Annotated in this window: 23 protein-coding genes and 1 tRNA gene; 23 read left to right on the forward strand and 1 reads right to left on the reverse strand. The window is 34.0% G+C overall.

The genetic code is table 11. The annotated features are described in order from the left end of the window. Positions 1 to 502: 502 nt before the first annotated feature. A complete protein-coding gene (locus ABI657_RS11370) occupies positions 503 to 1,282 on the reverse strand; it encodes a S24 family peptidase (protein ID WP_348097379.1) in 780 nt (259 codons plus the stop codon). A 113-nt stretch (positions 1,283 to 1,395) separates the two neighbouring features. On the opposite strand from ABI657_RS11370, the gene ABI657_RS11375 reads away from it, so the two are divergent. The 23 genes from ABI657_RS11375 to ABI657_RS11485 all read left to right on the forward strand — a co-directional run bounded on the left by ABI657_RS11375 (position 1,396) and on the right by ABI657_RS11485 (position 13,284). After that, positions 1,396 to 1,590 carry a hypothetical protein gene (locus tag ABI657_RS11375; protein WP_348097380.1) on the forward strand — a complete coding sequence of 65 codons (195 nt, stop codon included), beginning with the start codon at positions 1,396 to 1,398 and terminating at the stop codon, positions 1,588 to 1,590. Between the two features lies 1 nt (position 1,591). Continuing rightward, complete coding sequence (locus ABI657_RS11380; protein ID WP_348097381.1) at positions 1,592 to 3,670, forward strand: hypothetical protein; 2,079 nt, start codon at positions 1,592 to 1,594, stop codon at positions 3,668 to 3,670. Further along, positions 3,667 to 4,602 (forward strand): AAA family ATPase, encoded by a 936-nt coding sequence (locus ABI657_RS11385; RefSeq protein ID WP_348097382.1) that lies wholly within the window; start codon positions 3,667 to 3,669, stop codon positions 4,600 to 4,602. The genes ABI657_RS11380 and ABI657_RS11385 overlap by 4 nt, the downstream gene beginning before the upstream one ends. Next, positions 4,602 to 5,231: a hypothetical protein gene (locus ABI657_RS11390; protein ID WP_348097383.1), complete on the forward strand. Its 630-nt coding sequence runs from the start codon at positions 4,602 to 4,604 to the stop codon at positions 5,229 to 5,231. Before ABI657_RS11385 ends, ABI657_RS11390 begins: the two co-directional genes overlap by 1 nt. Positions 5,232 to 5,234: 3 nt before the next feature. Continuing rightward, positions 5,235 to 5,585 carry a hypothetical protein gene (locus ABI657_RS11395; protein WP_348097384.1) on the forward strand — a complete coding sequence of 117 codons (351 nt, stop codon included), beginning with the start codon at positions 5,235 to 5,237 and terminating at the stop codon, positions 5,583 to 5,585. Positions 5,586 to 5,590: 5 nt separating this feature from the next. Next, the gene (locus tag ABI657_RS11400) at positions 5,591 to 5,776 is read left to right on the forward strand and encodes a hypothetical protein (RefSeq protein WP_348097385.1); all 186 of its coding nucleotides are present in this window, start codon (positions 5,591 to 5,593) and stop codon (positions 5,774 to 5,776) included. Next, positions 5,773 to 6,066 carry a hypothetical protein gene (locus tag ABI657_RS11405; RefSeq protein ID WP_348097386.1) on the forward strand — a complete coding sequence of 98 codons (294 nt, stop codon included), beginning with the start codon at positions 5,773 to 5,775 and terminating at the stop codon, positions 6,064 to 6,066. The genes ABI657_RS11400 and ABI657_RS11405 overlap by 4 nt, the downstream gene beginning before the upstream one ends. Continuing rightward, a complete protein-coding gene (locus ABI657_RS11410; protein ID WP_348097387.1) occupies positions 6,053 to 6,820 on the forward strand; it encodes a DUF3164 family protein in 768 nt (255 codons plus the stop codon). The genes ABI657_RS11405 and ABI657_RS11410 overlap by 14 nt, the downstream gene beginning before the upstream one ends. Positions 6,821 to 6,891: 71 nt before the next feature. Beyond that, entirely contained in the window at positions 6,892 to 7,170 is a 279-nt protein-coding gene (locus tag ABI657_RS11415) for a hypothetical protein (RefSeq protein ID WP_348097388.1), read from the forward strand. After that, positions 7,167 to 7,370: a hypothetical protein gene (locus ABI657_RS11420; RefSeq protein ID WP_348097389.1), complete on the forward strand. Its 204-nt coding sequence runs from the start codon at positions 7,167 to 7,169 to the stop codon at positions 7,368 to 7,370. The genes ABI657_RS11415 and ABI657_RS11420 overlap by 4 nt, the downstream gene beginning before the upstream one ends. A gap of 22 nt (positions 7,371 to 7,392) precedes the next feature. Beyond that, positions 7,393 to 7,497: transfer RNA gene (locus ABI657_RS11425), tRNA-Gln, on the forward strand. 21 nt (positions 7,498 to 7,518) lie between these two features. Beyond that, positions 7,519 to 7,746: a hypothetical protein gene (locus ABI657_RS11430; protein WP_348097390.1), complete on the forward strand. Its 228-nt coding sequence runs from the start codon at positions 7,519 to 7,521 to the stop codon at positions 7,744 to 7,746. A gap of 2 nt (positions 7,747 to 7,748) precedes the next feature. Further along, complete coding sequence (locus tag ABI657_RS11435; RefSeq protein ID WP_348097391.1) at positions 7,749 to 8,099, forward strand: hypothetical protein; 351 nt, start codon at positions 7,749 to 7,751, stop codon at positions 8,097 to 8,099. 1 nt (position 8,100) lies between these two features. Beyond that, the gene (locus ABI657_RS11440; RefSeq protein WP_348097392.1) at positions 8,101 to 8,334 is read left to right on the forward strand and encodes a hypothetical protein; all 234 of its coding nucleotides are present in this window, start codon (positions 8,101 to 8,103) and stop codon (positions 8,332 to 8,334) included. A 143-nt stretch (positions 8,335 to 8,477) separates the two neighbouring features. After that, positions 8,478 to 8,816, forward strand: coding sequence for a hypothetical protein (locus ABI657_RS11445; RefSeq protein ID WP_348097393.1), 339 nt, complete (start codon positions 8,478 to 8,480; stop codon positions 8,814 to 8,816). Then, a complete protein-coding gene (locus ABI657_RS11450) occupies positions 8,813 to 9,280 on the forward strand; it encodes a hypothetical protein (protein WP_348097394.1) in 468 nt (155 codons plus the stop codon). The genes ABI657_RS11445 and ABI657_RS11450 overlap by 4 nt, the downstream gene beginning before the upstream one ends. Before the next feature lie 137 nt (positions 9,281 to 9,417). Further along, the gene (locus ABI657_RS11455) at positions 9,418 to 9,651 is read left to right on the forward strand and encodes a hypothetical protein (protein WP_348097395.1); all 234 of its coding nucleotides are present in this window, start codon (positions 9,418 to 9,420) and stop codon (positions 9,649 to 9,651) included. After that, entirely contained in the window at positions 9,648 to 9,977 is a 330-nt protein-coding gene (locus ABI657_RS11460; RefSeq protein WP_348097396.1) for a DUF4406 domain-containing protein, read from the forward strand. Before ABI657_RS11455 ends, ABI657_RS11460 begins: the two co-directional genes overlap by 4 nt. Before the next feature lies 1 nt (position 9,978). Further along, positions 9,979 to 10,410, forward strand: coding sequence for a hypothetical protein (locus tag ABI657_RS11465; protein WP_348097397.1), 432 nt, complete (start codon positions 9,979 to 9,981; stop codon positions 10,408 to 10,410). 2 nt (positions 10,411 to 10,412) lie between these two features. After that, positions 10,413 to 11,906, forward strand: coding sequence for a DNA cytosine methyltransferase (locus ABI657_RS11470; protein WP_348097398.1), 1,494 nt, complete (start codon positions 10,413 to 10,415; stop codon positions 11,904 to 11,906). A gap of 2 nt (positions 11,907 to 11,908) precedes the next feature. Continuing rightward, complete coding sequence (locus tag ABI657_RS11475) at positions 11,909 to 12,460, forward strand: hypothetical protein (RefSeq protein ID WP_348097399.1); 552 nt, start codon at positions 11,909 to 11,911, stop codon at positions 12,458 to 12,460. A 300-nt stretch (positions 12,461 to 12,760) separates the two neighbouring features. Further along, positions 12,761 to 13,045 (forward strand): hypothetical protein, encoded by a 285-nt coding sequence (locus ABI657_RS11480; protein WP_348097400.1) that lies wholly within the window; start codon positions 12,761 to 12,763, stop codon positions 13,043 to 13,045. An 8-nt stretch (positions 13,046 to 13,053) separates the two neighbouring features. Continuing rightward, positions 13,054 to 13,284, forward strand: a complete 231-nt coding sequence (locus ABI657_RS11485) for a hypothetical protein (protein WP_348097401.1) — start codon at positions 13,054 to 13,056, stop codon at positions 13,282 to 13,284.

Here is a 13,284-nt window from a genome sequence, read left to right on the forward strand (position 1 = left end):
TATGGGCTATAAATAAAGATAAACAATACACACAATAAAAAAAAGGTCGAAAAGTCCAATAAAATAAGGCTCTCACAGGAATGTGGGAGCTTTTCTGTTTATAATTAAAATGTACATTCGTTACCATTTACTACCATTTAATTACCATTCTAAAATGGATTAATAACCAATATAACTAACATAGTACCATTATAATATAAAAAAGGTCTTAAAACCTCTGAAAATAGACCTTAACATGTAAATTGAAACAGCAATTAAACGCTTTTTAAATACAATTTAAACCATATTTTGTACAATTCAAAAAACGGTTATATTTATACATGGGTAACCTAATGGGTAACCTCATGGGTAACCTTTTGAATGTATAAAATATTAGTCAAGGATACCCCCAAATGTATTTTAATGACATTGAAATAGTTAAAAAAAGGCTTTAATAATACCCCAAATGCATAATATTTATAAGCAAATTAACATAATCAATTGATTGTTAAGGTAATATGGTTTAGTACATTGAATTTATTCTAACGCTGCCTTTGATTAGTGCTAATCCTATAACATTCTTTAAGTGCCAATCTTTAGGCTGGTGATGTCTATTCTCCGAAACCAATTTGATATACATTTCTCCTTGATCTGATTTTTGCACCCATTTAATCATAACAAACTCATCACCATTATCATTTGTCAATGAAATTAAATACATTTCACCCCAGAAAATATTATCAATAGATGCAGCCAAGTTTTTATAAATGATAATGTCGCCTGATTTAAGTAATGGATACATACTGTCACCATTTACATAAACCGCCCCATCACTTTTTGGTAAACCAGGTATTGAAATGTGATCTATAGGTTTTTCTTTAATTGAATCTCGAAATAAGGCAACTACAGAGGCAGATGCTTGCATATCATATAGCGGAATCAATTGCCTTTCCTGAATTTTATCAGTTTTCATTTTATATATTCTGGATTCAGGTTCGAATAGAACAGAATTACCTATATGTGCTGTATCATCTTCATAACTTTCCTCTCTTCTTTTAATTCTCTCTTCATTTATCCAGTTTTCAACATCATTCAGTGGTTTTGTCATTGAGCCATGGCCTGTAAACAGCCATTCTAAACTTAAATTAGGGTAATTCTCTAATATTGTGTTTATTTTATCAATTCCAATACTTTTTGATATACTATTCACATAACCATTAGTCACATTTATCGACTTTTCGAATGCCGATATAGTCATATTTGAATATTCTATAAATATTTTTATTCTTTCTTTTACACTCACAATCAATATGTTATGTCTTGTTAAACGTTAAAATTAGATAATTTCTCTAAATAATTAGTTTATTTAGAGAAATACTCTATATATTTGTTCTCACAACAGGAACAAATTACAACATGGACAAAGAAACGAAAAAGAAGAATAACTACAATGCGGAAATCCTTAATCGTATAAAAGAAAAATATGGCCTTTCTAAAAGATTTATCACAATGAGTCTTTCAGGTGACAGAACAAGTGAAATGACCGACACTGTAAAAGCGGATTATAAAAAAATGGAATTAGCCGTTAAAGCACTTTTAAAAACTTTATAGTTTGGAAACACCATACGAGTATCATGATAAAAAATTAGGGTTCAAAATCAAGTATTTGATTTTTGACCGTGATTTCCATACCGAAAGCATAAAAGTTATAAGCTACAAAGCTATTAACGGTCGTATGAATTCAAACACATGTCATGAAAAACAGTTGAGACGTGCATCATTAGGTTTCGATGCTCTTATAGAGTTTTCAAGTTTATGTCTGGAATGGAAAGAACGCATAACCGTAAAATTTGGCAAGCCTCAGGAGGAGGTTAAAAAATCTTGGTTTGCCAATCATTATGTTGCTGATCGTGAGGCGTTCGATTTTTATTTGGCATACACATACGGTGAAAAAGTAAAATTAGAGCATCCCGTAATTGAAAGATACACTCATCAGGCCTCTGTATTAAATACGGTTTTGACTATGAAAAACAATAGAAAGCAATATTTAAAGGCTTTGGGCTGTACTTCGGTTGATATTTGGGAAAGTTTGAGCCGTGATGTAAACGCCTTCCACGATGTAGATCATAAGTTACCAACTACGAAAAGCTCACTTAGATATAAAGTGAATAAGTACGTAAAAGAAGGTTATGCGGGTATTATTTCGGACAAATTCGGAATGCAAAACGCATTGAAAATTAAGGAACGTGAACAAGAGGCTTTGCTTGACGAACTACTTGCTAAACACAACAACTTAGATAATACGCTTATTGCAACGGTTTACAATGCAATAGCTGAACAAAAGAACTGGCCAACGGTTACAGCTCAAACGGTTGGAAATCGTAAAGAAAAATCTAATCTGGTGATCTATGCCGGAAGAAATGGAGTTTCTGCATTGTCTAATAATATTTTGATGCAGAATAAGCGAGAAAAACCAAGTTCGCCAATGTTGTACTGGACTTTAGATGGTTGGGATTCTGAACTTTTGTATCAAGCCACAACGATTAACAAAGAAGGCTATTCGACAACTACATATCATAATCGTCTGACAATTGTTGTAGTTCTTGACCCCTTCAATAAATATCCAATTGGTTATGCGATTGGAACGCATGAAACGCCTGAGTTGATAAAGGAGGCTTTGCGTAACGCAATTAATCATACGGTCGAATTATTCGGACAAAGATTTAAACCGTACCAAATCCAGTCAGATAACTACCAAAAAAAGGTTCTGACACCAGTTTACGAAGCTTGCGCAAAATTCTATACCCCTGCAAAGGTTAAGAATGCAAAATCGAAAGTGATTGAACCGTATTTCGCTCACATCAACAAAACGTATTGCAAACTGATGGACAATTGGAGCGGTTTCGGTATTGGTACCGGTTCAAAAAATCAGCCTAATTCTGAAATGCTGAACCAATTGCGCCACACATTCCCTGATGAAATGGGATGCCGAAAACAGCTTGAAAGCATTATAGCAGCCGAACGCTCCAAAAAACAAAAAGAATATCTGGAGCAATGGCAAAATACACAAAATGAGCATCGTTTGCCAATGCCTACCGAAAATTATCTTCTTGCATTAGGCAAAACATCAGGAAGCACAAACAAATTAGAAGGTTCAGGATTACATACAAAGATTGCAGGTTTAAAACGTACCTACGATTGTTTTGATTTGAATTTCAGGCATCAGTCACACCAAAACTGGAATATTCTATATGATGAAAACAACTTAAGCGAAGTACTGGCGATAAGCACTGACCAGAAACACAGGTTTGTTCTCAACGAGAAATATATACAGTCGATGGCTATTGCAGATCATAAAGAGCATGATGGAGAGCAAAGAAAAATGGTGAGCGACTACAATAAAGCAGCCGTTCAGTATATCACCGATACCAGAGCAGAAAATGCTAACGTGTTAGATCAGTTTTTTATACAAAACCCGATGCTTAACGATACACTGGCAAAACATTTATTAGTTGATTCACGAGGTCAGCACAAAGAGCAAAAAAATAACCAAAGAATTGAACATAAAGCTAAAAAGCTTCTAGAAAAACAAGAGGTTTTAATTGAGAAAGGCGCAGAAAGGACTTGGCAGGACGAACAAAACGAATACATCAATAGCAAAATAAACATTAACAAATACCTACAACCATGAAGCTAGAAGTTAAAAAAGAAATTGTAATAGCATTAGAAAATTATTTGGCAATACATCAAATGTCTGCTAATGAATTTGTAAAAAAATCAGGAATCAATGAAGCTTATGTTTCCAATATGAGAAACTTAAGTTTTGTGATTGGCAAAACAGATATTGCCCCAAAATGGTTCGAACTGGTAGCGCAAAAAGTTGGGTTTCAATTACAAAAACAGTATTGGCATCCGGTGGCTACCAATCAAATGAACTTTATGTTGTCTGTTTTGGAAGATGCAAAAGAAAACGGGTCTACAAACCTGCTTATAGGTGAAACAGGAAGCGGCAAAAGCTATATAACTAAATTATTTGCCTCTCATAACCCTTTAGACTTATTTGTTATTAAAGTGGGTAGCTCCGACAATCTTTCTGATCTGATAGATAAGATTTTGGAAAAAGCTAAAATTCCAACGGCCAAAACGAAAAGTAAAAACATCAACAGCATCGTAAAGCACATGCAAAAGCTAAAGTTTGATGGTTACAAACCCCAGATTGCTTTTGATGAAAGCGAATACATGAAACAGCCAACACTTGGGATGATGAAAGAATTATACGATGATCTTTCAGGGCATTGCTCGATTATCATGATAGGAACTGACGAACTGCTTGACAACTTAGACAAATTAAGAAAACGAAAAAAGGCAGGTATGAGACAATTTTACCGCCGTATCAAATTCGGTATTAGAATGCTACCAAATATAGACAGAACATTTGCCGGGTTCCTTGAAATGATTGAAGATAAAAAACTGAAAGCCTTTTTACAGGCCAACTGTGAAAATTACGGTGAGTTACATGATTGTTTAGTGCCTGCAATGAGAGAGGCTGACAGGTTGGGCGAACCTTTGACAGAGGATTTTGTTAGAAAAGTATTAAACATGCCAAAACAGTTCTTTAAATAATGAAAAAAGCCTTAACAATAAGCAATATCAAGGCACAAATCATTAATAGAATACTTTTTACAGGTGCTTTTTTTGAAGCATATAGACAGCCACAAAATAAAGGAGTTTGGTTTATCTGGGGCGGTTCTAGTAGCGGAAAAAGTTCATTTGTGATGCAATTAGCCAAAGCCTTAGCCAAGCATTTTAAAGTACTGTACAATTTATTAGAGGAAGAACTTGACGACTCTGATTTTATAGAACGGGTTGACTTATTTGAAATGCATGAGGTTGAACATAATTTTTTAGCTGTCCGATATACAATTGCTGAACTTTTAGCATACCTCAAAAAAAGGAATCCACCTAAAGTTATAATAATTGATTCGGCTACCTACTTCTTTAAAAACTTTCAGGAGTATATGGAATTTAAAAAAGTGACAAAAAACATGATTGTAATTATAACCGGCCACGCTCAGGGAAACAGTCCCCGATCAGAGTTAGAAAAAGATATAATGTACGATTGTAAACAAAAAATATTTGTAAACGCCTTTCTAGCGGTCTGTAAAGGCAGGACAATAGGACCCAATGGCGGGCTTTACATTGTTTGGCAGGAAGGTTACGAAAAAGCAAGAGGAACAGAACAAAAAAACTAAGCTATGAAAACAGTAAAGCAAAAATTAGACATTACTCAGGAACAATACGAAAGTATGATCTGGAATTTTTACAGTAATTGGTGCGAAAGCGTAACCCTTACGCCTAAGGAATTTCAACAGGTTGTAGCAAACAGCGCAATTAATGCCTGGTTTAGAATGGAGCTCACAAACTCAGAAACTGAGTTCCACAAATTAACAGACTGCTACACTAACGAAAATGTAACTCCGAAAGATTTTGAAAGATGTTATCAAAAATGCGCTACAACTATTTTTAATTATAGACCAATGTCATTGCTAAAACAAATCAAGAAAAGCAAAGCCCCACAAAACATAAAAGTATTTACCCTAAACTAACCAATATGACACCACAGCAAAGAAAAAACAAAATAGCAGAATTAGAACAATGGTTGTTTGATAATTCTCCAGAGCACGAAGCACGCCCGCAGATTGAGGCAGATTTGCGAAAACTAAAAGCGCAAGCCACACCCAGAACCATCGAACGTGACACCTTCGATTTAAGAGAACATAAAATTTACAATGTATGAACAAAGCCATTTATCAACGATTAGAAGATTTGCACAATGTGCTGGCTTATTGTTCAGAGTTACAGAGTTACGGTAAAATTTATGTCTTTAAAACTCTCGAACGTGTTTGCATTAATCAGGAACGTGGCTCTTTGTTATCACAGCTAAATAATGACAATTTTCCGCATCAGGTCAGAACTTACAAAGTACCGCCACACATTGAGGTTAAAGTAAAATTTACACTCGAAAAAATACAAGCCACTTCATGGGGTGGTTTCAATCAAAATTATTTCACCAATGAACAATATTAATAATATAATCGTAAAAGACGCAATAATCATGAACACAGAAACTCAACAATTACCAGATTTATCAAAATTCACAGCCGAACAATTAGAAGCTGCTTTAAAAAATGTTAAATCAAAAAAAGACAATGACCGCCAAGCCTACAAAGAATTAGTAGAGCAAGCAGTGCCAAAAGCAATTTTTACACTTTGCGCGGCATCAGAAATGATTTCGAACGCCAAAACAAACGCTTTTAAGTTTTTTGAAGATATTCTAAAACTGAAAGCAGATGTGTACGGAATCAAAGAGAAACAGCAGTCACATACATTTTCCTGCAAAGGTGGTGAAATAACAATTGGGTTCAGAGTTACTGACGGTTGGGATGACACAGTAAGTGCCGGAATTGCAAAAGTAGAAAAATACATTAGCTCACTTGCAACAAATGAATCAACAGCTGCACTTGTAGAAATTGTATTTAATCTCTTAAAAAAGGATGCTAAAGGAAACTTAAAAGGAAGTAGGGTTTTAGAGCTTCAACAATTGACCAAGAAATTTGATGATGAAGAATTTACAGACGGTGTGCATATCATTTCAGATGCTTACAAGTCAATTCGTTCAGTTTGGTATATCGAAGCTAATTTAATTGGTGATGATGGCACCAAAACACCAATACCACTATCAATTAGCTCAGTTGACTTTTCACAGGGATATAAATTTGAATTTAACAAAATTGAAAAACACAACGATAATACTATTAGTGATACTGCTGATACTGTTTAACCGGAAAGATATAGCCAATTACATTGAGTGGCTAAAATTTAAAATCAGAATAACTTATAAACACTGGCAAAATGGAAGATAACGAACCAAAATCACATGTTATATATAGTTCAAAAGAATTTTTATCGGATGAAAGTATAATGTCAATGGCGGCGATTCATACCAAAATAAAAGAGAATGGAACCGCCTTAATTAGAATGTCGGATTGCTTCAATTCAATATCAATTTGGAATGATATAAACCTTCCTGAGGGTAGGTTAGAAATCATCGAAAAAATTGATAGTCTTCTTTCTAATATAACAGAATTCAAGGTTGAATTATTAGCCAGGTTTAAAAGTTTAGACAAATGAACGTAGAAATAATCCCAGTAGAAGATCATAAAGAATATAAGGTTAACGGTCATTTAGTGTACCGTGACACTTACGGAAACTGGACATGCAAACATGATTTAAGCGCGCTTGAACTTAGAATGTTTGCCCGGTACGAAAAGCTGGTTATCAACAATACCCGCTTTAAAAAACACACAAAAGCAACTTATAACAGTAAATAAAACAGGTTAGTTAGTTCGGTTTTCCTGAGTAGCTCATTGGCTAGAGCGTTTGGTTCTGGATAGGTGTTTGAAATACATGTTAAACCTATTCGCCAAAAGGTCGCGGGTTCGATTCCCGTCTCAGGAGCAAATTTTAAAACAAGAGTATATGACATCAACATTTTTAAAAAACAAAGCAAAAGACTTTTTCGACGGAAAAAAAGCAAAAGTGTTAGTGTTGCAGCGCAACATTGGAGGTGATGAAATTGCTCAAGGTGAAATTGTAACCCTTACAGGAAGATCACCCAGAGACAAGACATCATTAAGTATAAAAAGTGACACCGGAATTATAATAAATAGTGTTTGGTGCGAGCAATTAGAATTAATAACCGAGTAAGAATGACAACAACTAAATCACCACAAGTCTACACCGGAACCGGTTCCGCAATCGACAACTACAACAACCCAAAAAAACAGCTTCAAAACATTGTTAAAGGAGCAAATGACGCTAATTGGGGTTTGTTCGACAATAAGAATCAGCAGCACAAAGCAATACTATCACAATTAAGAACATTGCAATGGGTGTTACCATCTGAAAAGTGGGGCGAAGTAGCTGATTTGAATAGATTAAGTGACTTTTTAAAGAGTGATAAATCACCTGTTAAAAAGCCTTTAAAGAAAATGAACGAAAAGGAACTTTCTACAATGATTAGCTGTTTTGAATCAATGGTAACTAAAAAATATAAATAACATGAATTACATTTTAATAATTATCGCGCTGTTATCAGCTTTCACTTTCGCTTTTATCATAGGTATTGTACTCGGACTTTATATCATTTTCAAAATTGAATTTGATGAGGAAGATGAAGATGACGAAACCATCAACTCATTACAGGATTTGTATTGCTTCGAATGTGAAATCGAAATGCCGGTTAAAGAAAAAAACGGGCGTTTGTATTGTTCTAATTGTGGACTTTATCACTAATGGAAAATTACAGCATAACCGATGTTTGCCCGCATGACGTAGCCTACATCAAAGTACTTGAAATTGTATGCACTTGCGAAACCACAGTACTCACTTGCGTTGATTGTGGTAAAGAATTAGAAAAACCTAAAACCGAATGTTAAATGAAAGTAAACCTTAAAATAACAGCACAGCAACTAAACGCGTTGGTATGGCACTTTCCAAAACCGCCTTATACACCAGAGAGAGACCGAGAAATAAGAGTCGCCAGATCAGTTCTGGATAAAGTTACTTTAAAACTCGAAAAAAAGCACTTAGAAACCAGCCGGCAAAAAAGTGATCTATTTTCTAAGAAGGTTAAAATGGTATCGTTTAGCTTAGAATATTACGAAGCTCACTACCTCGAAAAATTCATAATGGTTGCTGAAACTTTTCCTATGAGTGTTTATGATCGGAATGTTTTAAACTCAATTAAATCGCATTTAAACCAAAAATTATCATGACAAAAGAAACTAGAATACAAATGGAATGGATTGAAATAGGTTTTGAACCATTGGGCTACGATTATGAAAATGGATTTATCCCTTTTGATGAACTGCCAGACGACTTTAATTGTGATTTATTGGAATTTCAACAACATAAAGAAAATTTTAATTTAAATCAGACTACGACATTATGCCGTCCAAAGGATTTGCAAGGGATTGAAGATAACAACGGTTGGATTAAAATAGAAAGCGGAAATAACATCCCCGATCAAGGCACAATTGTAATTGGATATTCTATAGAATGGATTGACGAAGATTTTAATCCATCTGGACAAAGGCAATGTCATTATGTTGGGATTTGGCCAGTCTTAGACTGGGTTTCTGCAAAATGGTTAGACTATCAAGATACTTGGTTAAATGACGAAAGAACAGAACCAACACATTGGAGGCCTATAATTATTATCAATTCACCATTATACTAAATGAGAACAAAAAAACACCCAATTAGACCAACCCTAAAAGCCGAAAGCATTTTCGATAATGAAAAACGATTACAGCAGGAAGCAAAAGAAATTTCATAAACATTTATCCATACCAAACCAACAAAATACCTTTTAAAATGAGTCTTGAAATTGAGCCTAAAATAAATATTACTCTAAAACAATTACAATGGTTGCTAAATGAGCAAAAAAGATTAACAGCTTCATATTTACTTGGAATGACTTATTACTATAATCCTGAATCTACTGCCGGTCATTCTAAGTGCATAAATATAGACAAAGAAAAGTTTAACGAAGTAGCTAATAAATCAGAGTTTCCGAAAGATTTTGAAACATTAAAACAATACTTATGAAAAAAATATACATAGCAGGAAAAGTAAGCGGCGAAGATCAGCAACAATGTATTGCCAAATTTGAAAAGGCAACTGATCTAATCGAAATAATGGGACACAAAGCCGTTAACCCGCTTGAAGTAGTTGGCGACTGGAAAGCAAATTGGGATGTTGCAATGAAATCTTGCCTTAAGGCTTTAATCGATTGTGATTGCATCCTAATGTTGGATGACTGGCATTTCAGTAAAGGTGCAAAAATTGAAATTCAGTTAGCACTTGATTTAAAAATTCCAATTCTATACAATAACATGCCGGACGAATGGTCCAAAAAACTAAACGGACATTAATATGAATGAGCAACTTACAACGTACAAAGTGACCTTTAAAGAAACTGCTGACGAATGGTTGTTTCAATATCGGTCAGGTGATGGAACTATTTACAGTTTCTACAATCTGAAAGGAATTCGAGTTTTAAAGCTTTTTGCAAATGGTCAATTTCCGGGTACCATTCACGAGATGGAAAACTGGACCAAATATAAACAGCTCGTAACAATTGAACTGGTTTTGGATGACTATACTTTTGAAACATTTTGGAAAACTTATAACCTGAAAGTTAAGAAAGAACCTTCTGAAAAAGCATTTGAAAAGCTTAGTCTAGTTGATAGAATAAAATGTTTCAACGGACTTAAAAAATATGATGAGTTCCTTGCAAAAAGCAATCAGGCAAAAGCTCACATGGTTACTTGGATTAATCAAAAAAGATTTAACGACGAATATTAGCTATGAGATACAACAAAACACAATTCAATATAAATTTCCCTTCTATTAAGGAGGTTTTTAAAAATCACAACATAGTTACTGGTGGAGAATTTTTTGCGGGTGGTGGTGGCTGGACAGAGGGAACTGACGATTTAGAAGATTATAAAACTTTATGGATTCTAAATCATGACAAAGTTGCTGTAAAAACAAATGCATTTCATCATAATGTACAGGTTTTTTGGGCAGATGTTTACACTCAAAAAGTAGAAGATTTAACCCCCGTTAATCACGTACATGGCTCTCTTGAATGCACCCAACACAGCCAGGCTAATAGTTGCGAAGAAAAGAAACTAGGATCTTATACAATGGGTTGGGAATTTTACAAATATCTGCCTCATCTGAACCCTATTTTGATAACAGTAGAAAATGTACCTGAGTTTAAAAAATGGGGTCCAACTGATGAAAATGGCAAACCTATTAAAGAAAGAATGGGTGAAGAATTTGAGAGATGGAAACAAGCAATAATAGACTTAGGTTATCAATACAAAGAAACAATTCGAAATGCTGCGGATGATGGTTTGCCAACTCGAAGAAAGCGATATTTCGCTTTCTTTTACCGTGAAGGTGTTGATATTACTATTCCAGAATTTACACATTCAAAAGCGGGCGGTAATGGTTTTAAAAAATGGAAACCTTGTGGACCTCATATAAACACAGAAGATCACGGCACAAGTATTTTTGGTAGAGAATTTAACGAAAACCTGCCAAAGCACTTACGTAAACCAATAGCTAAGAATTCGCAAAGGAGAATTGGCGGCGGTATAAAGAAATACGCACCTCACATTTCCCAATTTATCGCAAATTTTTATGGAGGAGAAAATCAAAACAGAGTACAGGAACTTCTTTCACCTCTATACACAATTACAACTGCAAATCGACACCAGCTTGTTACAATTGAAAAACTGCAGTTCATAATGGACTATTGTCGTACTGATAATTTTAATACGCTAGAACAGCCTTTAAATCCTCAACTAACATGGCAAACAAAGCAATTGGTTAGTATTGAAAACTTTCTTTGCCAGTTTTATGGAGGTAGTGACCAAACGCAATCCATTGACGTACCACTTAACACCGTCACTACCAAAGATCGCCACCAATTAGTTAGAGTAGAAAAACTTCAATTTTTAGCTCAATTTTTCAGTTCTAATGGAAAGCCGGAACATAATGTACAAAGTTTAGATGAGCCTATCACACCAATAATGACCGAATTTAAACACCAATTAGTGACAATATTAGATGGTTTTGATATTAAGACCAGGTTCTTAAACAGAGAGGAGTTAGCAGCATGTACCACTTTTCCAAGAAGCTATTTTAGTCATCCGGAATTAAAATTGTCAAATAAAGATGCTGTAAAAATGATTGGTAATGCTGTACCTCCCGAATGGGCTAAAATTTTAATGTCACCAAACATATCACCAATTAAGGAATATAAAAAGAACTTACTAAAAACGGCATAATTATGATATTAGGATTTAGCACACAAATAAACGGAAAGCCTACATACTTTCCTGAAAAGATTTTAGGAGGCTTGCTTTTAGAGGCAGAAAGATCAAATAACATTGTTTTTCATGCTCATATAACAAAATATATTAGAGAATCTACCGAATTTAAAAAGACAGATTACCACTCAATTATAGAGATTGTTGAAGGATTAGAAGTATTTAAGTATCACACCATCCGGGAAGATAAAACCGATCGTTGGAAAGCAGGAATGAAGATTGATTTTTTTATCAATGTCCGCAAAAAAAATATGTTTCGGTTTGCTCCGGTTCTGCCGGTGGTAAGCACTCAAAAAATTAAAATAAAACATGGCATGGACTATATTTCAATTTGGATTGATGATTGTTTATATGAGGTTGAACACAATGGCTTTTATGAAAATTATAAATATGAAGATTTGATTTTAGAGCTCGCGCAAAATGACGGCTTTGATACTGTTGAAGATTATTTTAAATACTTCAATAAAGATTTTAAAGGAAAAATTATTCATTGGACAGATAAAAGATACTAAGTACGGAAAACCGTAAAATATATCTAAAACAACTAAATACATTTACACATGCACAAGTATTATGACATTATAGACCGTGAAAAAGAAAACCTAAGAAATAAATTAGCTGACATTGATCGTAGATTTAGAATAACAATGGCAATTATATATTTCTTTGGAGCATTAATTATTGGATGCCTTATTTATGTAGGAGATATTTTATCTATATTTGGTTTTTAATTCAAGATTAAAGGGCTATTAAAAGCCAAGTTTGTTAAAAAGGCTTAAAAAAGCCATTTTTCCTAACAAAAAGTTATAATTATGCTTAATGAATTGGAAATCAATAAGATTGAAGCTATTTTCTTTTATATCGCTCCAAACGCACTAAGACCCATTCAATTCTATGATGCAAGTCAGGAATATAGATCAGAAGTAATAATAGGCTTTCCAAGTAAGTTACGAGGATTTTGGGAATTGATTTATATGGATATTGATAACATTACGCCATGGCAGCTAAAAACGTTTGATAAAAGGGTGAAAAAAGATATTCCGGGCAAAGCGAGAGTTGAACAACACGGAACAATAACACGTTTAATTTTTAAATGATTATGGATATGACAGAAGAGCAATATTTTGCTAAGAAAAAGGAAGTAATATCGAAATTTACAGAAGATAGAATGATAAACGTTGATGCTACAACTAATAAAATCATAGAATGCCTAATTAGAGATGTTAATCCATACGTTTTGATTGAACAATTATTAGAGATCAACATCCAACAGCAAAAAACAATATCTGATTTAATAGTTTATGCACCTCTATCGAAATTTTTAACAAAAGAATAA

It is taken from the genome of Flavobacterium sp. (assembly GCF_039930565.1).
In the GTDB taxonomy this organism is placed as follows: Bacteria; Bacteroidota; Bacteroidia; order Flavobacteriales; family Flavobacteriaceae; genus Flavobacterium.